Origin of the sequence: Streptomyces thermospinosisporus (assembly GCF_039526425.1) — a bacterium.
Classification (GTDB): domain Bacteria; phylum Actinomycetota; class Actinomycetes; order Streptomycetales; family Streptomycetaceae; genus Streptomyces; species Streptomyces thermocarboxydovorans.
In genome coordinates, this window is record NZ_BAAAIZ010000064.1 from 1 (window position 1) to 18774 (window position 18774).

14 protein-coding genes are annotated in these 18774 nt (G+C 72.3%); 5 read left to right on the top strand and 9 right to left on the bottom strand.

Annotation, left to right across the window (positions count from 1 at the left end; all coding sequences use genetic code 11):
- Positions 1 to 147: 147 nt before the first annotated feature.
- Both ABD207_RS21060 and ABD207_RS21065 read right to left on the bottom strand, forming a co-directional pair.
- Positions 148 to 1017 (bottom strand): esterase/lipase family protein, encoded by an 870-nt coding sequence (locus tag ABD207_RS21060; RefSeq protein ID WP_344014645.1) that lies wholly within the window; start codon positions 1015 to 1017, stop codon positions 148 to 150.
- Between the two features lie 161 nt (positions 1018 to 1178).
- On the bottom strand, positions 1179 to 1625 hold the full coding sequence (locus ABD207_RS21065) for a MarR family winged helix-turn-helix transcriptional regulator (RefSeq protein WP_344014646.1): 447 nt from the start codon (positions 1623 to 1625) through the stop codon (positions 1179 to 1181).
- A gap of 107 nt (positions 1626 to 1732) precedes the next feature.
- Here ABD207_RS21065 and ABD207_RS21070 point away from each other — a divergent pair, with 107 nt between their 5' ends.
- On the top strand, positions 1733 to 2107 hold the full coding sequence (locus ABD207_RS21070; RefSeq protein ID WP_344014647.1) for a cupin domain-containing protein: 375 nt from the start codon (positions 1733 to 1735) through the stop codon (positions 2105 to 2107).
- A 78-nt stretch (positions 2108 to 2185) separates the two neighbouring features.
- Here the strand turns inward: ABD207_RS21070 and ABD207_RS21075 are convergent, their stop codons facing one another.
- Together ABD207_RS21075 and ABD207_RS21080 are read right to left on the bottom strand one after the other, a co-directional pair.
- Positions 2186 to 3154: a DNA polymerase Y family protein gene (locus ABD207_RS21075; protein ID WP_344014648.1), complete on the bottom strand. Its 969-nt coding sequence runs from the start codon at positions 3152 to 3154 to the stop codon at positions 2186 to 2188.
- On the bottom strand, positions 3151 to 6792 hold the full coding sequence (locus ABD207_RS21080) for a DNA polymerase III subunit alpha (RefSeq protein WP_344014649.1): 3642 nt from the start codon (positions 6790 to 6792) through the stop codon (positions 3151 to 3153). Before ABD207_RS21080 ends, ABD207_RS21075 begins: the two co-directional genes overlap by 4 nt.
- Before the next feature lie 154 nt (positions 6793 to 6946).
- On the opposite strand from ABD207_RS21080, the gene ABD207_RS21085 reads away from it, so the two are divergent.
- Positions 6947 to 7996: a DUF3533 domain-containing protein gene (locus ABD207_RS21085; protein WP_344014650.1), complete on the top strand. Its 1050-nt coding sequence runs from the start codon at positions 6947 to 6949 to the stop codon at positions 7994 to 7996.
- A 116-nt stretch (positions 7997 to 8112) separates the two neighbouring features.
- Here ABD207_RS21085 and ABD207_RS21090 read toward each other — a convergent pair whose 3' ends face one another.
- From ABD207_RS21090 to ABD207_RS21100, 3 genes are all read right to left on the bottom strand, one after another.
- Positions 8113 to 9195 (bottom strand): S1 family peptidase, encoded by a 1083-nt coding sequence (locus tag ABD207_RS21090; RefSeq protein WP_425580782.1) that lies wholly within the window; start codon positions 9193 to 9195, stop codon positions 8113 to 8115.
- 519 nt (positions 9196 to 9714) lie between these two features.
- A complete protein-coding gene (locus ABD207_RS21095; protein ID WP_344014651.1) occupies positions 9715 to 10623 on the bottom strand; it encodes a S1 family peptidase in 909 nt (302 codons plus the stop codon).
- 332 nt (positions 10624 to 10955) lie between these two features.
- A complete protein-coding gene (locus ABD207_RS21100) occupies positions 10956 to 12275 on the bottom strand; it encodes a DUF5685 family protein (RefSeq protein WP_344014652.1) in 1320 nt (439 codons plus the stop codon).
- A gap of 302 nt (positions 12276 to 12577) precedes the next feature.
- Here ABD207_RS21100 and ABD207_RS21105 point away from each other — a divergent pair, with 302 nt between their 5' ends.
- Positions 12578 to 13015 carry a cell division protein SepF gene (locus tag ABD207_RS21105; protein WP_344014653.1) on the top strand — a complete coding sequence of 146 codons (438 nt, stop codon included), beginning with the start codon at positions 12578 to 12580 and terminating at the stop codon, positions 13013 to 13015.
- A 56-nt stretch (positions 13016 to 13071) separates the two neighbouring features.
- Here ABD207_RS21105 and ABD207_RS21110 read toward each other — a convergent pair whose 3' ends face one another.
- Positions 13072 to 14274, bottom strand: coding sequence for an acyl-CoA dehydrogenase family protein (locus tag ABD207_RS21110; RefSeq protein ID WP_344014654.1), 1203 nt, complete (start codon positions 14272 to 14274; stop codon positions 13072 to 13074).
- Between the two features lie 100 nt (positions 14275 to 14374).
- Positions 14375 to 15985 carry an MFS transporter gene (locus ABD207_RS21115; protein WP_344014655.1) on the bottom strand — a complete coding sequence of 537 codons (1611 nt, stop codon included), beginning with the start codon at positions 15983 to 15985 and terminating at the stop codon, positions 14375 to 14377.
- Positions 15986 to 16242: 257 nt separating this feature from the next.
- Between ABD207_RS21115 and ABD207_RS21120 the strand changes: the two genes are divergently transcribed.
- Both ABD207_RS21120 and ABD207_RS21125 read left to right on the top strand, forming a co-directional pair.
- On the top strand, positions 16243 to 17436 hold the full coding sequence (locus ABD207_RS21120; RefSeq protein WP_344014656.1) for a glycosyltransferase family 39 protein: 1194 nt from the start codon (positions 16243 to 16245) through the stop codon (positions 17434 to 17436).
- 310 nt (positions 17437 to 17746) lie between these two features.
- The gene (locus ABD207_RS21125) at positions 17747 to 18748 is read left to right on the top strand and encodes a phosphatase PAP2 family protein (protein ID WP_344014657.1); all 1002 of its coding nucleotides are present in this window, start codon (positions 17747 to 17749) and stop codon (positions 18746 to 18748) included.
- Positions 18749 to 18774: the final 26 nt, after the last annotated feature.

The window sequence follows — 18774 nt, forward strand, 5'->3', positions numbered from 1 at the left end:
CCGGCACGGCCGCTGAGCCGGCCGGATGACCGGGGGGCCTGTCCGGCGGCTCAGGCCGGACAGGCCCCCATGTGCGTCCCGCGCCCTGACACGTGTCAGCCGGTTGGGCCAGGGCGGCTACACGTGTCAGCAGGCCGTGTACACGTGTCAGCTGAAGACCGAGGCGCAGGTGGTTCTTTTCGCGTGGGCCGGGTCGAGGGCGTTGGCCACCTCGTGGAAGGCGATGCGGTCGAACAGGGCGATGGCCGCGTGCTCGGACAGGTCGAGCGGACACAGGTCCTGGAGCAGGACGTTGCGCACATCGGGGCCGCTGAGGAACTGGTTGCGGTACGGGGTGAGCACCTCGTCGTACCGGGTGACGAGGACGGTGTAGCTCACGCCGGGGACGGTGTCGCCGCCCGCGTTGAGCTTGGTGAGGAAGTCGGAGCCGGTGATCTGCTGGGCGAGGGCGGGGGTGGCGGTGCTCAGCAGGTCTTCGGCGCCCGGGAAGTACGGCAGCAGCTTCGCGAGCCCCAGCAGGGTGGTGCCGTGGTTGTTGGGCGCGAGGCCCACGAGGGCGTTCACCTCGTCGGCGCCGCCGAGGAACTTGAGGTAGTAGCGGGGCATCATGCCGCCCTGCGAGTGGCCGACGATGTCGACCTCGTCGGCGCCGGTGGCGGCGAGCACCTTGTCGACGAACGCGTCGAGCTGCTCCGCGGACTTCTCGATGGGGCCGAGGCCGTGGAAGAAGGGGACCCCGGGGAGCTGCCCGTAGTCGAGGGAGAAGACGCAGTAGCCGCGGTGCTCGAGGTAGGGCGCGAGGCCGAGCCAGTTGTCGACGGAGTTGCCGAAGGTGCCGTGGACCAGGACGACGGGCCTGGGGTGGGCGGCGGAGGGCTTGCAGCGGTAGTCGTTCCAGCCGCGGCTGGGGGCGGCGGTCTCGGCGGCCTGGGCGCTGGTGGCGGTGGGGACGGTGACGGCCGCGGCGGCGAGGATCAGGGCGGCGAGTGGTCTGAGAACGCGTTTCCAGGGCAGCATCGCGTGATCTCCTTGCGAAGGGTGGGGTCCTTACGACCTGTGATCCGGATCACGAGGATGCTGTTCACTCGTCAAGTTACGGGCGAGTAGCCACCGTGGGAAGTTACGTGTCGGTAAAAACTTCCAGTGATAACCAACAGCGGATCGAACCTGACAGCGCATCACCAACCAGGCCGGATGGGCCCGTCGGGCGCGATCCGCGCCAAACGCTCCCACAGCAGCCGCAGGTCGCCCTCGCCCAGCACCTCGCTCCACCCCCGCACCGCCTCCGCGGCCGCCTCCTCGGCGGCCCGCGCGCACGCCCACCCCTGCTCGGTCAGTACCACCAGCCGCGCCCGCGCATCCACCGGATGCGGCCGGCGCTCGGCGTACCCCCGGCGCACCATCTCCTCGACCAGCTGACTGGCGGCCTGCTTGGTCACCCCCAGATGCGCGGCCAGCTCGGTGACCGTCGCCCCGTCCGGGGCGAGCCGCGCGAAGGCGAACCCGTGCACCGGCCGCACCCCCTCGAACCCGCGGGCGGCCACGCCCTCATGGATGCGCCGGACGAGTTCGCCCGCGGCGGCGAGCAGGGCGGCGGACAGGGCCATGGCCTCGGAGTTCTGCACGAGGGCATTGAAACACCTTTGACGAGAAGGTCAAGCAGCTTGACCATATGGTCAAGTAGCTTGACTATCCAGATCGCTTCTCAGCCTCCATGAACCGGGAGACAGCCATGCCCGTCGTCCGTCCCGCCGACACCGTCACCCATGAACTGCACGGCGTCCGCTTCGTCTCCTGCGCCGCGCCCCGCACCGGCAGCAGGGAGCTGTGCGCCTGGCGGGGTGAGATACCCGCCGGGGCCGAGGGCCCCGCGCACACCGTCAGCCGGGAGGAGATCCTGTATCTGCTCGACGGCGAGCTGCGGGTCACCCTGGACGGCCGCACCGAGCACATCACCGCGGGCGACACCGTGATCGTGGGTGCCGGTACGACGTTCGCCCTCGCCAACCCCGCCGAGCGGCCCGCGACCACCTGGGTCACCACCTCGGTGGGCCTGGAGGCGGAGCTGGCCGACGGGACGCGGATCGCTCCGCCGTGGGCCCGCTGAGCCCCGTCGCCCCGAGCCCCGCCGTTCCGAGCCCCGCCGTTCCGAGCCCCGCCGTTCCGAGCCCCGCCTTCCCGGGCGCTACGCGGCCAGCGAGCCGGGCATCACCGCCCGGGGTCCGAACCTGGCCCGCGCGCGGTCGGCGACCTCCTCCAGGCGGCGCACCTTCTCGTCCACCGGGTCGAAGGTGAGCTGATGGGCGGCCTGTTCGGCGGGGTCGAGCCCCTCCACGCGCAGGGCCATCGCGCGGACCCGGGCGCGCTGCAGCCCGAGCGCCTCGTAGAGGGCGTAGGCGGCCCGGGTCAGCGCCGCGGAGTGCGCCGTCGGCTCCTCCAGCGTGCGGGTGCGGGTGGTCGCCGACCGGTCGGCGTAGCGCACGGTGAGGGTGAGGGCGCGGCAGACCTTGTCCACGGCGCGCAGCCGGGCGCCCAGTTCCTCGGCGGCCGACAGCAGGGCGCGGCGGTGCCGTTCGGGGCTCAGCTCGTCGCGGCCGAAAGGGCGTTCGGTGGCCAGTGACCGGGAGACGGCGTTCGGGACGACCCGGCCGCGGTCGATGCCCTGCGCCTTCTCCCGCAGCTCACGGCCGGTGCGCGCGCCCAGCAGCCGCTGCAGCGTGGACAGCGGTGCCCCGGCGACCCGGCCGAGGGTGTCGAGGCCGTACTCGCACAGGGTGCGGGCGGTCCTGGTGCCGACCCCGGGCAGGGCGGCCACGGGCTTGTCGGCGAGATACTCCGCGACGGCGTCCTCCGGTACCACGCCGGTCACTCCGGGCCGGGCGTCCCGCAGCGCCATCCTGGCCAGCATCGGTCCCGGTCCGGCGCCGATCACGCAGTCGACCCCGTGCAGGGCGAGGGCACGGACCCGGATCACCGAGGCCAGTTCGAGCGCGGTGCGCCCGAAGTACCGCTCGGCGCCGTGCAGATCGGCCAGCGCCCCGTCCGGCGGCAGGGCCTGGACGACGGGGGTGAACTCCTCCAGCAGCCCGAGCAGCCCCGGCAGGGCCGCCTCGTGCGCCGACGGCAGCTGGAAACGTACGCAGAGGATGGTCATCCCGCACTCCCCGGACTCTGGTGCCACAACTTCCTTCCCACCGCGGGTCCCTCGCCCGCGGGGCGCAGATCGGCCCAGGGGTGCATCTCGTACCCCGTGGGCATCCGGATCCTCCTGTTCTCCCTGTTCTCCCTGCTCTCCCTGCTCTCCCTGCTCTCCCTGCTCTCCCGGCTCTCCCTGCTCTCCCGGCTCTCCTTGTTCTCCCTGTTCTCCTCGGTCCGACTGGCCTCCATCGGGTCCCGGGCCGCGGAACCGGCCGGCGCGGGCCGCCCGTCCGACCCGGCGAGCCGCCTGCGGGCGGCGCCGTCCCCCGCGGTGTCCTCGGTGTCCTCGGCGCCGGTACCGCCGGTCGCCGCCAGCCGCGCCGCGACCCCCTCCAGCCCCTCCGTCTGCCGCACCTCCAGCAGCTCGGCGAGGTTCCAGACCGCCGAGCCGACCACGCTGAGGCTGCGCGGGCCGCGGCGCTGCACCACCCCGCGCACCAGCAGCAGCCAGGAGTGGAAGACGGTGTGGGCGCAGGCGTCGTGGGAGTCGTCGAAGAAGGCGAGGTCGACCAGGCCCGTGCCGTCGTCCAGGGTGGAGAAGATGACCCGCTTGCCGGAGCGGATGGGCGGCGTCTGGGTGGCCGCCTTGGCGCCCGCGACCAGCACCGTCTCCCCGTGCCGGGCCTCCCGCAGCCGCCGCGCGGAGACCACGCCCAGCTCGGCCAGGAACTCCCGGTGGTCGTCCATCAGATTGCGCGAGGCGTCCATGGACAGCACGCCCAGCTCGGCGCTGAGCCGCTCCGCCGGGGTGAGGTCGGGCAGCCCGGCGGAGGCGGTCTTGCGTCCGCCGGCCAGGGGGAGCTGGTCCCCGCATCCACCGCGTGCGCCCCGGTGCAGTTCGGTCAGATGCAGCTGCAGATCGCGCCGGTTGGCGCCGAACGCGTCCAGCGCGCCGACCTGGGCCAGCCGCTGCGCGATCGGCCTGCTGGGCCGGGCCCGTTCCCAGAAGTCGAGGAGGGAGGCGTACGGCTGGCCCTCGGCGATCCGCTCCGCCTCGGCCTCGCTGATGCCGTGCACATCGGAGAGCGCCAGCCGCAGGCCCCACACCTTCGACCCCGGTTCACCTGATTCAGACACCAGTTCGATCCGGTGTGCGACCCCCGACTTGTTCACGTCCAGTGGCAGGATCGGCACCCCGCGCCGCCGCGCGTCCGCCAGCAGCAGCCGCTTCGGGTACATCCCGGGGTCGTGGGTGAGCAGCCCGGCGTAGAAGGCGGCCGGGTGATGGGCCTTCAGCCACGCCGACTGGTACGTCGGCACGGCGAAGGCGACGGCGTGCGCCTTGCAGAAGCCGTACGAGCCGAAGGCCTCGACGATCTCCCAGGTCCGCTGAATCGTTTCCGCGTCATAGCCGCGGGCCTCCGCGTGCTGGGTGAACCACACTTTGATGCGCCCCTGCGACTCCGGGTCGGACAGCCCGCGCCGCACCCGGTCCGCCTCGCCGCGCCCGCAGCCGGTCATGATCGAGACGATGTCGATGACCTGCTCGTGGAAGACGACGACCCCGTACGTCCCCTTCAGCGGCTCCTCGAGGTCCTGGTGCGGATAGCGCACCGGCGCCCGCCCGTGCCGGGCCTCGATGAACGGCCGCACCATGTCGGCGGCGACCGGCCCCGGGCGGAACAGGGAGATGTCGACCACGAGGTCGTGGAAGGTGGCCGGCTGGAGCCGCCCCACCAGGTCCCGCTGGCCCGGCGACTCGATCTGGAAGCAGCCGAGCGTCTCGGTGGACCGGATGAGCGCATACGTCGCCGGGTCGCCCTCGGGCACCGCGTCCAGGTCGATCCGCTCCCCCGTCGCCCGCTCCACCTCGGCGACCGCGTGCGCCATCGCCGACTGCATCCGCACGCCCAGCACATCGAGCTTGAGCAGCCCGAGGTCCTCCACGTCGTCCTTGTCGAACTGCGCCATGGGAAAGCCCTCGCCGCTGGTCGGCATGACCGGCGTCCGGGTGAGCAGGGAGGCGTCGGACAGCAGCACTCCGCAGGGGTGCATGGCGATCCCGCGCGGGAGCGCGTCGAGGGCCTCGACCAGCTCCCACAGCCGCCCGTACTTCTCCTGCTCCCCCGCCAGCTGCCGCAGCTCGGGCAGCTCCCGGAGCGCCGCGCGGGCGTCGCGGGCGCGGATGTGCGGGAAGGACTTGGCGACGCGGTCGATCTCGGCCGGGTCCATGGACAGCGCGGCGCCGACGTCACGGATGGCGTGGCGTACGCGGTAGGTCTCCGGCATCGCGACCGTGGCGACCCGCTCGGTGCCGAACCGGTCGATGATCGCGCGGTACACCTCGAGCCGGCGGGCGGACTCCACGTCGATGTCGATGTCGGGCAGCACCACCCGCTCCTTGGACAGGAAGCGCTCCATCAGCAGCCCGTGCTCGACCGGGTCGGCGTGCGCGATGCCCAGCAGGTGGTTGACGAGCGAGCCCGCGCCGGAGCCCCGGGCGGCCACCCGGATGCCCATGTCCCGCACGTCGTCGACGACCTGGGCGACCGTCAGGAAGTACGAGGCGAAGCCGTGGTGGGCGATGATGTCCAGCTCGTGGTGCATCCGCTCCCAGTACTCGCGGCGCCCTGCGTAGCCGCGCAGCACCATGCCCGCCGCCGCCCGGGAGGCCAGCGCCCGCTGGGCGGTGCGCCGGCCGGCGCCGACGAGGTGCGGCTCGGGGAAGTGGACGCTGCCCATGCCGAGGTCGTCCTCGGGGTCGACCAGGCACTCGGCGGCCGTGGCCTGGGTCTGCTCGAGCAGCCGGTGCGCCGCCTCGCGGCGGAAGCCCGCGGCCTCCACGATCCGCTCGGCGATCCTCGCCATCTCGTCCGGGCCCTTGAGCCAGGCCTCGCCCGAGTCGAGCCCCTTGGCCGGGTCGATGGGGACCAGCCGGCGGGCGGCGTCCAGGACGTCGGCGACCGGGCCGAGGCCGGGGTCGGCGTAGCGGACGGCGTTGCTGAGCACGGGGCGGACGCGCTGCTCGGCGGCGAAGCCGAGGGTGCGGGCGGCCAGGCGCAGGGAGCCGGGGCCGGTGCCCTTGCGGCCGTGCCAGACGGTCTCCAGGCGCAGGGCGTCGCCGTAGACCTCCCGCCAGGGGGCGAGCAGCCGGGCGGCCCGGTCGGGGCGGCCGCCCGCCAGCGCGCGGCCGACGTCGGAGTCGGGGCCGAGCAGCACGGTCAGGCCGTCGGCGTGGTTGTCCTCCCAGGACAGCCGCGGCAGCCCCTCGGCGGTGTGGGCGGCGGAGACCAGTCGGCACAGATCGGCCCAGCCGCGGGCGCCGGCCCGGGCGAGGAAGGTGACCCGGGGTGTCGATTCGTCGATGAAGGCACCGCCGCGCACCGGGGTGCGGCGCCGCTCCCTGCGGACGGACCCGTCACCGCCCGGGGCCGCGGGCGGGGCCACCGCCAGCTCCGCACCGAACAGGGGGCGCACCCCCGCCCCGGCGCAGGCCTTGGCGAAGCGGACGGACCCGGCGAGGCTGTCGCGGTCGGTGAGGGCGAGGGCGTCCATGCCCCGTTCGCCGGCGCACTCGGCCAGCCGTTCCGGGTGGGAGGCGCCGTAGCGCAGGGAGAACCCGGAGACGGTGTGCAGATGCGTGAAACCCGGCACACGCACCTCCCGCACTCGTGAGCCTCGACCGGCTCTCGAACAAATGTTCCCAGCTACCTCACCCCCACCATAGACCAATTCTCGAATACGTGTGCGACATCCGTTCGGCCCCGTCCCACCTGCGCAAACACCCGGCCCCTCGCACCGTGGGGGCATGACGCAGAGCACCGGCGCCGACTCGGGGAGGGGCTCGTTCCTCGACGAGCTGAAGGACGCCGTCACCCCGCACGCCACGCTGCTCGTCGCCGGGGTGATCGCGCTCCAGCTGCTGTTCATCACCTCCTACGTCGGGGCCCTGCACGACCCGAAGCTGCGCGACGCCTCCTTCGGGGTCGTCGCGCCCGCGGCCGCGGCCGGGCAGGCGGTGACCCGGCTGGAGCGGCTGCCCGGCTCGCCCCTGGACGCCCGCACGGTGCCCGACGCGTCCACGGCCCGGCGGCAGATCCAGGACCGCGACCTCGACGGCGCGCTGATCCTCGACCCGGCGGGCACCACCGACACCCTGCTGGTCGCCACCGGCGGCGGGGCCGCGCTCGCCACCTCGCTGGAGCGGCTCGTCGGCGCTCTGGAGAGATCCGAGCAGCGCTCGCTGCGGGTGGTCGACGTCGCCCCGGCGGCCGGCCGGGACGCGAGCGGGCTGTCGTCCTTCTACCTGGTGGTCGGCTGGTGCGTGGGCGGCTATCTGTGCGCGTCGATCCTCGCCATCAGCTCGGGCGCCCGGGCGGCCACGCCCCGGCGTGCCCTGATCCGGCTGGGCACCATGGCGGTGGTCGGCCTGGCCGGCGGGCTCGGCGGTGCCGTGATCGTCGGCCCGGTCCTGGGCGCCCTGCCGGGGAGTGTCGCGGCCCTGTGGGGGCTGGGTGCGCTGATCACCTTCGCGGTCGGCGCGGCCACCCTCGCGCTGCAGGGGATCTTCGGCATCGTCGGTATCGGGCTCGCCATCCTGCTGGTGGTGATCCTGGGCAACCCGAGCGCCGGCGGCGCGCTGCCGCCCCCGCTGCTCCCGCCGTTCTGGGCGGCGATCGGCCCGGCGCTGCCGCCGGGCGCGGGGACCTGGGCGGCGCGCTCGATCGTGTACTTCGGCGGCCACGGCATGACCGTCTCGCTGCTGGTGCTCTCGGCGTGGGCGCTGGCGGGCATCGCGGTGACGCTGGTGATGGCCGCCCTGCGCACGAGGGAGGACGACCGGCCGCCGGCCGGCTGACACCCGCCGCCCCCACCACCGACGGCCACCGCACGCATGGCCGCCCACCGGCGCAACGCGAGAAGTCCCGCCCCTGATGCCAGGAGCGGGACTTCTGCGCGTGGTGCGGGTGTGCGTCAGCCGATCTGGGTGCCGGTGGCCGACAGGGCCTCCGTCACCGGCTGGAAGAAGGTCGTGCCGCCGGAGGTGCAGTCGCCGCTGCCGCCGGAGGTGAGGCCGACCGCCTTGTCGCCCGAGAAGAGCGAGCCGCCGCTGTCACCGGGCTCGGCGCAGACGTCGGTCTGGATCAGGCCGTTGACGATGTCGCCGTTGCCGTAGTTCACGGTGGCGTCCAGGCCCGTGACGGTGCCGGAGTGGACCTGGGTGGTGGAGCCGCTGCGGGTGACCCGCATGCCGACGGTGGCCTCGACGGCGCCGGAGATGGCCTGCGAGGAGCCGTTGTAGAGGTTCACCTCGCTCGGGTGGTCCACGTCGGCGGTGTACTTGACCAGGCCGTAGTCGTCGCCCGGGAAGCTGGAGGCGGCGTTTTCGCCGATCACGTTGCCGGAGGAGTCCGACCAGGTGGAGATGGACTCGGTGCAGTGCCCGGCGGTGAGGAAGTGCGGCTCGCCGCCCTTGGTGACGTTGAAGCCGAGCGAGCAGCGCCCGCCGTTGCCGGTGATGGCGTCACCGCCCGCGATGAAGGGCTTGAACTCGCCCTTGGTGCGCTGCAGTTCGGCCCTGGCACCGAGCTTCTCGACGACCTCGGTGAGCTTTGCCCACTCGGCCTTGGAGACCGTGCGGTCCGCGGTGACGACGACCTTGTTGGTCACCGGGTCGGTCGCCCAGGAGGTGCCGGGGATGGTGGCGTCCTGCTTGAGGGTGGTGCGCGCGCTCTTGAGGTCGGCGAGGGAGTTCGCGACGACTCTCGCCTTGGCTCCGGCCTTCTCGACGGTCTCGGCGGCGGCCTTGTCGACCACGTTCACCACGAGGCTCTTGGACTTGGCGTCGTAGTACGTACCCGCCGCGTCGGAGCCGAGTTCTCCGGCGAGCGTCGAGGCGAGCTTTCCGGCCGCCGTCACCGAGAGGGTGCGGGGCGCGGATTCGGCCGGGGTCTCACTGGCGTTCGCAGTCTGGAAGGTGACTGCGGCGGCGGCCAGGGCGACAACCGCCCCGCCGGCCATGGCGGCACGCCGCTTGGGTATGCGTCGGTGCTTCAACTCACGTCCTCCTGTGGGGGGACGGTCCGGGAGGCTGTGGGGGCCTCACGAACCGGAAGGCGTACGGTCACGAGGGCGGCCCGCAAGAAAATGGCCACGCCCGCACCGGTTGAACGGCGCCTACTCTTCCGAATCTCACAGGGCGCACACAAGGTCGACTTCGAGACGCGCGTACGACAACGACCTTACGCCCCTTATGTCCTGACACATCTTGACCACGGCGGCCGGTTCACTCTGCAAACATTACGAGCGGGTAACCAGCAACCCGATTCACGCCATCTACACCTGGCCGAAAACCGACGGCGCCGGGCCCGAATCCGAACGGTGCGCGGTATCGCGCGGGCGCGCCGGATCTGCCCCGAGCCTCCGGGGCAGCAGCGAACCCCCATGACTCGTCAAAAGCGGTTATTCAACACAAAAAGGGGCGAGCCCCCGCACCCTGGACCGGGTGCCGGGGCTCGCCGTGAGCCGGTTGCGGTGGAACGGGCGGGACCGGTGGGGCGGTCCGTGCCCGAGGCCTCAGTAGACGCTGACGCCGTAGGCGCTCAGGGCCTCCGTCACCGGCTGGAAGAAGGTCGTGCCACCGGTGGTGCAGTTGCCGCTGCCGCCGGAGGTCAGACCGTAGGCCGTGCCGTTGCTGCCGTAGAGCGGGCCGCCGGAGTCGCCGGGCTCGGCGCACACGGTGGTCTGGATGAGCCCGTACACGATGTCGCCGCCGCCGTAGTTCACGGTCGCGTTCAGCGCGGTGACCCGGCCGCTGTGCGTACCCGTGGTGGAGCCGTCACGGATGACGGTGGTGCCCACGCTCGGGGTGGCCGCGCGCACGATGTCCACGCCGCCCGCCGTGCCGGGCTTGCTGACGGAGGAGTTGGTGTACCGGACGATGCCGTAGTCGTTGCCCGGGAAGCTGGAGCCGGCCGTGCTGCCGAGCACCGTGGTGCGGCCGGAGTTGGAGTACCAGGTGCCCGCGCCGTCGGTGCAGTGACCGGCGGTCAGGAAGTACTCGGCGCCGCTGCTGGAACGGACATTGAAGCCGAGGGAGCAGCGCCAGCTGCTCGCGTAGATGGCGTCACCGCCCTGGATCAGCTTGGTGAACTTGCCCGGAGTGCGCTTGATGGTCAGCGCGTCGGCGTTCGCGCCGGCCTGCTGCTTGATCTTGGCGATCTCGGCCTGCGAGACGGTGCTGTCGACGGTGACGAGCACCCGGTTGGTCTTGCTGTCGACGGCCCAGGCGGTACCCGGGATGTCGGCCTTCAGCACGGAGCTGCTCGCACTCTTGAGCTCGGAGGCGCTGAAGGCGGTGGGGGTGTCGGACGCGTTCGCGCTGGGGACCGCGAACGCGGCAGCGGCCACGAGGCCGGTGGAGACGGCGATCAGCCGGGTCCGTCTCGAAATGCCGCTGCGAGGGGTGGTGCGCTTGATCCTCACTTTTCGTTCCTCCACAAAGGAAGTCGGGGGCCCTCGTGGGGTTCGGGCCCGTGAGGCGCAGCCGGGGACCCCATGTGTCCGGATTCCGAACCCGCTGTGTCCCTGACAAGCGCTGCGGCGAGTATTCGGCCGACCGACCGTTCGGCGCAAGGGTGCCTTTCGGCCGTCAATCTTTGAACCATCTGCCCGACTTGCCCCCTGAACAGGCCCAAGTCGCCTGCGAACAGCGCATGTCAGGGCACGGCGAGCGCTTACACCTCACACCCGCGATTGTCCGGAAGTCGTCCTTCCGCATCGCTCGCTCAGGGTTCCCCGGCCGGAACGCAGCGGCGTCAGCAGTCGCAGCACTCGCAGCAGTCGCAATCGCAGTCACGGCAGCAGCCCTCACGCTTCTTGCGCGACCACGGCCCCTCGTACTCCTTGGCGCAGCACAACTTGCAGGTGCAGCACAGCAGCCAGAACATCCCGCACCCGGCCCAGAAACCACGCCGCCGCGGCGGCTGAGGCGCGGCCCCGCCACCGAACCCACCCGATCCACCGAACCCACCCGATCCGCCGGACCCGCCGGACCCGCCGGACCCGCCAAATCCCCCGGACCCGCCAAATCCCCCGGACCCGCCGAAGTCACCACCGCCACCGCCGCCACCGGGCGCTCCCCCGCCGCCGGCATACGGATTGCCGCCCGTATACGGGGTGCCCCCGCCGTACGGATTCCCGCCTCCATGGGGATTGCCGCCCCCGTACGGGTTCTGCGGGTGCTGTCCCTGCGCGCCCGGCTGGTGGATGGCGCACACCGGCACCGTGCCGAAGGCCCGGTCCACCGAGCGCCTGAGCTCGTGCACCAGCAGCAGATGCACCAGCCCCCGGTCGGTGAAGTCGGCCTCCCGCAGCGCCAGCCGGATGCCGTGCACGGCGTCGTCGGCGAGGCGGCGCGCCTCGGTGAGCGGGGTGCCGGTCGCGGTGAGCGGGTTCCAGGCACCAGACGCGGCGTCAACCTCCTGATCCTCCACGGCGTCCAGCAGATGCGCGAGGCGCCCGAAGAGGCGCCCGGCCTCGGCGAGCGGCGCGGCGTTGTGCGGGCGCCCGGCGAGCACCGCGGTGTGGGCGAAGGCGGCCGCGGTGGCGGTCTCGGTGGGTTCGGTGACCGTGAGGATCGAGGTGCCGGGCCCGGCGAGGGCCTCCACATCCGTCTGGCGGTCCACGGCGTCGAGCAGAACGGCCGTGTCGAAGCCGACGTCCGAACCGGTGCGGGCGCCGGCCCGGTCCCAGCTCGCGGCGACCCGGCGGGCGGCGAGCGCGACCGGCCGGCGCGCCAGCAGCCCGTCGCCGTCGGCGACATGGTCGCGCACCTTGGCCGAGGCGAGCACGAGGGAGACGGCCGCCGCGAGCCTGGCGCCCTCACCGTGTGCGACGGACGCGGTGCGCATCCCGCGCAGCGGACACGGTCCCGCCGTGCGCCGTCCCGCCTCGGCCGGTCCGGCCTGAGCCTCCGTCAATACCGAGATGAGCAGCCCGTCGTAGTTGGTGACGATGCGGGAGAGCTGACCGTGGTCACCGCGCAGCGCGAGGCACAATCCGCACAGGTGGGCCATCCACTGGGCCGTGAACCGCTCCCCCAGCCGGTGCCGGCAGGGCCTGACCATTCCGAACACGATGTCCCCCGTCGCAGTAGTACAAGCTGAGCGGCGGCATCGTATCGAGCCTTCTCATTGCCGTGGATTCACCCGTACGCACCGCGCATCACCCGTACGCCGCGAAGAATCATATTTCACTCACAGTCAGCAGCCGTTTGCATCAAGACCCTTGGGAAACACGGACTCTCGACGGATCGGTCCTGCACCAGTACCGTCACAAACCCCCCGTGCGGCGTCTATCCACTTGGCGCGCCATCCGCATCATGGACGACCATAGGGGTGCGGAAAGCAAGACAAGACCGCTGTGAGAGGAGGCGTCCATGGGATCGGTACGCAAGGCAAGTGCCTGGCTGGGCCTCGTCGACGACACCGAAGACGAGCGTTACTACGACGACGACTACTCCGACGGGGCCGAGTCCGAGGATGCCTGGGTCACCGATCCGCGGGTCAAGGTGGCCTCGGACGTCGCCGAGGAGAAGGGCCGCCGCATCGGCACCATCACTCCGGACAGCTTCCGGGACGCCCGCGCGATCGGCGAGCTGTTCCGCGACGGTGTGCCCGTCGTCATGAACCTCACCAACATGGAGGCCGCCGACGCCAAGCGCGTGGTGGACTTCGCCGCGGGTCTGATCTTCGGTCTGCGCGGTTCCATCGAGCGGGTGTCCAACCGGGTCTTCCTGCTGAGCCCGGCCGACACCGAGGTGGTCAGCGGTGAGCCCGCCGCGCACCGGGCGGACGGCTTCTTCAACCAGAGCTGAGGCAGAACCGCCTTCAGGACGCTCACCGGTCCCGCCTCCTCCCCCGGTCCGGCCGTCTACCGGAACGCGTCGATCCCGGTGAGCGCCTTGCCCAGCACCAGCTGGTGCATCTCGACGGTGCCCTCGTAGGTGAGCACCGACTCGAGGTTCGTCGCGTGCCGCATCACGGGGTACTCCAGCGAGATCCCGTTGGCACCGAGAATCGTGCGGGCCGTGCGGCAGATGCCGATGGCCTCGCGGACGTTGTTGAGCTTGCCGAAGCTGACCTGCTCGGGACGCAGGCGGCCGGCGTCCATGCGCCGCCCCAGGTGATGGGCGAGCAGAATCCCCTTGTGCAGTTCGACCGCCATGTCGGCGAGTTTGGCCTGGGTCAGCTGGAATCCGCCGATGGGCCGCCCGAACTGCTCCCGTGACCTGGCGTAGTCGACCGCCGCCTCGAAACAGCTGCGCGCGGCGCCCATGGCGCCCCAGACGATCCCGTACCGCGCGTGCGACAGACAGCTCAGCGGGCCGCGCAGCCCGGTGACCTCCGGCAGCACGGCGTCGGCCGGCAGCCGGACGTCGTCGAGAACCAGCTCGCTGGTGACGGAGGCGCGCAGCGACCACTTGTGCTTGATCTCGGGGGCGGAGAAGCCGGGGACGTCGGTCGGCACGGCGAAGCCGCGGATGCCCTCGTCGGTCTGCGCCCACACGACCGCGACCCCGGCCACCGAGCCGTTGGTGATCCACATCTTGCGGCCATTGAGCACCCAGTCGGAGCCGTCACGCTTGGCGTAGGTGCGCATCGACGCCGGGTCGGAGCCGTGGTCGGGTTCGGTGAGCCCGAAGCAGCCGATGACCTCACCGGACGCCATCCGCGGCAGCCACTCCTGCTTCTGCTCCTCGCTGCCGTAGCGGTGGATGGCGTACATCGCCAGGGAGCCCTGCACCGAGACCAGGGAGCGGATCCCGGAGTCGGCCGCCTCCAGCTCCAGGCAGGCCAGCCCGTACTGCACGGCGCTGGCGCCCGCGCACCCGTAGCCGTCGAGGGACATGCCGAGGGCCCCGATCCCGCCCAGCTCGCGGGCCAGTTCCCGGATGCCGGGCAGCTCGCCCTTCTCGTACCAGTCGGCGATGTACGGCAGCACCCTGTCGGCCGCCCAGCCGCGCACGGTGTCCCGGATCGCCAGGTCCTCCGGCTCCAGCAGATCGTCGATGCCGAGCGGGTCTGCGGGGTCGAAGGGAGGCAGCTTCGCGGACTTCGCTGACTTCGCGGACATGGGACCCTCCGGGGCAATGTGACTAGCACTGCTAGTCAAGCGGTCGGGGCGACGTTACGACGCCGTCCGCCGCACGTCCAGCCCGGCCCCGCGGCAGGTGTCACACCTTCAGCTCGGAGACCCGGGGCTCCGCGGCCTCGCGGGGAGCGGGCAGGTCGAGTACCGGCGGCTCGCACTGCATCCGGAGCGGCAGCCGCAGCGCCATCGCCGCGCCGAGCAGCAGCAGGCCGGCGCTGACCAGCAGCGTCACATGCAGGCCGTGCACGAAGGAGTGGCGGGCGGCGTTGCGCAGGGCGGTCCCGGCGGGGCCGCCGAGCTGGGCGGCGACCTCGTAGGCCTCGCCCAGCGAGTGCGAGGCGGACGCCGACGCCCGCTCGGGCACCCCGGGCACACCGCTGAGGCCGGGGGCGTAGGCGGCGTTCATGACGCTGCCGAGGAGCGCGATGCCGATGCCGGCGCCGAGCTGGTAGGAGGTCTCGCCGATCGCCGCGGCGCCGCCCGCCTGCTCCGGTGGCGCCTCGCTCAGCATCGACTCGTACGCCCCGAACAGGGTGGTCTCCAGGCCGAAGCCGAGCAGCACGAAGCCGGTCAGCATCAGCGCCGGGTTGTCCTGGCTGCCCATCGCGGTGAGGGCCACCACGGCGGCGGCGGTCAGGCAGAAGCCGGCGCACACCATGCGGCGCGGGCCGAACCGGCGCAGCATCCTGGCGCCCGCGAGGCCGGCCGCCATCGCCGCGAAGGTCAGCGGCAGCAGCCGCAGCCCTGTCTCCAGCGGGGACAGGCCGAGCACCAGCTGGAGGTACTGGGCGGCGATCAGCTCCAGGCCGACCAGCGCGAGCATGGCCAGCACGATGCAGCCCACCGAGGTGCTGAACGCGGGCCGGGAGAACGTTTTGAGGTCGATCAGGGGGTGCGCACGGCGCCGCTGACGGCGGACGAAGACGGCGAGCAGGACGGCCCCGGCGAGCAGCGGCAGCACCGTGCCCGGGCCGGTGACGTGCTCGCCGCTGCCGAGCCGCTTCACTCCGTAGACCAGGGCGAACAGTCCGGCCGCCGCCATCAGCGCGCCGGCCACGTCCCACGGGCCCCGGCCGTCGCCCTTGGACTCCGGCAGCAGGATCCGGCCCACCGGGAGGCTGACCAGCATCAGCGGGATGTTGACCAGGAAGACCGAGCCCCACCAGAAGTGCTCCAGCAGGAAGCCGCCGAGCAGCGGCCCGACGGCGGCGCCCACCGCGGCGACCGCGCTCCACACCCCGATGGCGAGGGCGCGCTCGCGCCGGTCCGGGAAGACCTGGCGGAGGATCGACAGAGTGGCCGGCATGATCATCGCGCCGCCGACGCCGAGCAGCGCCCGCGCCACGATGAGGACCTGGGCGTTGTCCGCGAAGGCCGCCATGCCGGAGGCGAGGCCGAAGAGGGCGTAGCCGAGCAGGAGGACGCGTCTGCGGCCGACCCGGTCGCCGAGCGTGCCGAAGAGGATCAGCAGCGAGGCGCACACCAGTGGATAGGCGTCGACGATCCAGAGCAGCTCGATCGCACCGGGCTTGAGATCCTCGGTGACGGCGGGGACCGCCACGTGCAGCACGGTGGCGTCGACGGCGACGAGCAGCAGGCTGACGCAGAGGACGACGAGCACCACCCAGCGGTTGGCACCGGCCCCGGCCGCCCGACGGCGCAGCGCGGTGGCGGCCGTGGTCGTCCCGGACATGTACGTACCTCCCAGATGTTCCCTCGCGTCGGCGGGCCCGCGGGGTGGGGACTCCCCGCGGCTCGGCCGGAGAGGAGCGGTGTCCCCGGCCCGCGCAACGACATGGCGAGTGACACGTCAGCGTACGCGAGTGAGAGCCGTGGTCGAGTGGTGGGCCTCTCATCACATCTGTGAGACCGCTGTGGTGTACGCCACTAACGGGCGTGATGAAGCCGTCCCTGGCGGGGAGGTGCGCGTTCCGGTCGATAATCGGGCAGGTGACCGATCTTGCACCGCGTGCCGCGGCCCGTCCCGTCCCGCTCCTGCGCCGGGCCGCCCCGGCGCTCCTCGGGTACGCCGCCGTGCGGGCCCTCGGCCTCATCGTCCTCGCGCTGTGGAGCGAGGCCCGCGGCAAGAGCGCGTACACCCTGCTGACGGCCCGCTGGGACGCGCTCTGGTACACCCGGGTCGCCGAGCTGGGCTACGGCTACGAGGTGCGGCTGCCGAACGGGGACGTGCACTCGAACCTGGCATTCTTCCCGCTGCTGCCCTGGCTGGAGCGGCTGGTGGCGGCGGTGTCGCCGCTGTCGTACGCGGACGGCGGCTTCCTGGTCAGCCTGCTCGCCTCGCTCGCCGCGGCCTGCGGGATCTACGCGGTCGCGGAGCATGTGCACGGCCGCCGGACGGCGGTGTGCGCGGTCCTGCTGTGGGCGGCGCTGCCGGTCGGCGTGGTGCAGTCGATGGCGTACAGCGAGTCGCTGTTCACCGCGCTGGCCGCCTGGGCCCTGTACGCCGCCCTCACGGGGCACTGGCTCGCCGCGGGCGCCCTGGCGGCGCTGGCCGGCCTGACCCGCCCGGTGGGCCTTGCGGTGGTGGCGGCCGTCTGGGCGGCCGGGGCGGTCTGCTGGATGCGGGGCCGGAGCACGGAACCGGACGGCGGCGCACGGCCGGCGGCACGCGCCGCCGCCGGTGACCGGCTGCGGCTGGTCCTCGGCATGGCTCTCGCCCCGCTCGGCGTGGCCGGCTATGTGCTGTGGGTGGGGTGGCGGACCGGGGACGGCGTCTTCGGCTACCTGAAGGTGCAGGCCGGGTGGCGGAACGGGTTCGACGGGGGGTACGCCTTCGCCCGGTTCGTCGCCGGGAAGCTCACCTCGTTCCCCTCGGTCCTGGCCGGGCTGGGGCTGATCGCCGGGGTCGCGCTGGTGGTGTGGCTGTACGCGGTCTGCGTACGGCAGCGCCAGCCGCTCCCCCTCCTGGTGTACGCCGGGGTCGTCACGGCGCTCGCCCTCTGCGCCTCGAGCTACTTCGGCTCCAAGCCGCGTCTGCTGCTGCCGGCCTTTCCGCTGCTGCTGCCCCCGGCCATGGCCCTGGCGATGCGGGGCAGGCGTACCGCGACAACGGTGATCGGTGCGCTCGCGGTGATCTCCGCGGTGTACGGGGCCTTCTGGCTGAACGGCTCGGGTCCCCCGTGATCGGGTCCCCGTGATCGGGTCCCCGTGATCGGGTCCCCGTGATCGGGTCTCCCTGAGACGCTCGGACGCGGGTGCCAGGACGCGGGCGTGAGGGCCCGGGAAATGCCCGGGCATAACCTTGCCGAACAATGGAAGAAGCCGTAACCAATTCACTGTCCGTAACGATCAGGAGAATTGAAAGCCACGGCCTCCGGTGATTGCAGAAATGCCGGAATTAAAGGCGCAGCTGAGAGGAATGCCACATCACATCGTCATCACAAAGCCGCTGATTCGACGGGGTTCCACGCTCACTCGCTGTAACGTCGATCGGGTGCGTACCGAACGGAAGCCCACCCGACTGGACCGGGTGTTCGCGAGGCTGGATCGTGAGCCGGAACGACCGGCTCACATCGACGTGCCGCGGATGAGCCGGCACCGGGTGGTGCTCTTCGGCGCCACTCTGGCCTTCTACCTGGCGATCGTGTGGGCCGTGCTCGACACCTCCTGGCTGGTCCGGCTGGACTGGCAGGTGATGTTCTTCCGCCCCTACCAGCAGTGGTCCGAGCTGCACGCCTTCGTGGACTACTACGTGGTCCTCGGCCAGCGCGGTCCGACCGCGGTGATGGTCGCGGCCTGGCTGGGCTGGCGCTCCTGGCGGCAGCACACGCTGCGCCCGCTGCTCGCGCTCGGGGTCTCCCTGCTGCTGCTCAACGTCACCGTGGGCGCCGCCAAGTACGGCATGGGGCGCCTGGGACCGCATTACGCGACGGAGATCGGCTCCAACGAGATGTTCCTCGGCGGGGACATATTTCCCAGCGGTCACACCGCGAACGCCGTGGTGACCTGGGGAATCCTGGCCTATCTGGCCTCCACCCCGCGGGCGCGGCGCTGGCTGTCGGCACTGTCCGCAGTGACCTCGCTCGGCGTGGGCATGGCCACCGTCTACCTCGGTACGCACTGGCTGAGCGATGTGCTCCTCGGCTGGGCGGCGGGCCTGCTGATCCTGCTGGCGCTGCCCTGGTTCGAGCCGCTGATCGCCCGTTCCGAGACCCGGATCCTCGACCTGCGGGACCGCTGGCGCGACCGCCGCCGGGCCGCCGGGCTCCGCCCCGCCGGTGCTCCGGTGGTGCTCACGCCGCTGTCCGGCCACGACGACGCCCCGGCGCGGGAGCCGGTCGGCGCAGGCCGCGCGGGCAGCCGTCCGCCCGCCTATCTGGCGCCGGGACCGCACACCACGCGCGCGGAGCGCACTCCGGTCACCCCGGCCGGCAGCCGCCGTCCGCAGCCCGAGCGGCACCACCCGCGCGGCACCTCGCCCGCGGGCCGGCCCTGAGGCCGCCGTTCCCGCACAGGCCAAGG

Bases quoted from the DNA above. Each gene is read 5' to 3' on its own strand.
- ABD207_RS21115 (WP_344014655.1), bottom strand. From the start codon at position 15,985: ATGTCCGGGACGACCACGGCCGCCACCGCGCTGCGCCGTCGGGCGGCC.
- ABD207_RS21070 (WP_344014647.1), top strand. From the start codon at position 1,733: ATGCCCGTCGTCCGTCCCGCCGACACCGTCACCCATGAACTGCACGGC.
- ABD207_RS21060 (WP_344014645.1), bottom strand. From the start codon at position 1,017: ATGCTGCCCTGGAAACGCGTTCTCAGACCACTCGCCGCCCTGATCCTC.
- ABD207_RS21105 (WP_344014653.1), top strand. From the start codon at position 12,578: ATGGGATCGGTACGCAAGGCAAGTGCCTGGCTGGGCCTCGTCGACGAC.
- ABD207_RS21085 (WP_344014650.1), top strand. From the start codon at position 6,947: ATGACGCAGAGCACCGGCGCCGACTCGGGGAGGGGCTCGTTCCTCGAC.
- ABD207_RS21110 (WP_344014654.1), bottom strand. From the start codon at position 14,274: ATGTCCGCGAAGTCAGCGAAGTCCGCGAAGCTGCCTCCCTTCGACCCC.
- ABD207_RS21075 (WP_344014648.1), bottom strand. From the start codon at position 3,154: ATGACCATCCTCTGCGTACGTTTCCAGCTGCCGTCGGCGCACGAGGCG.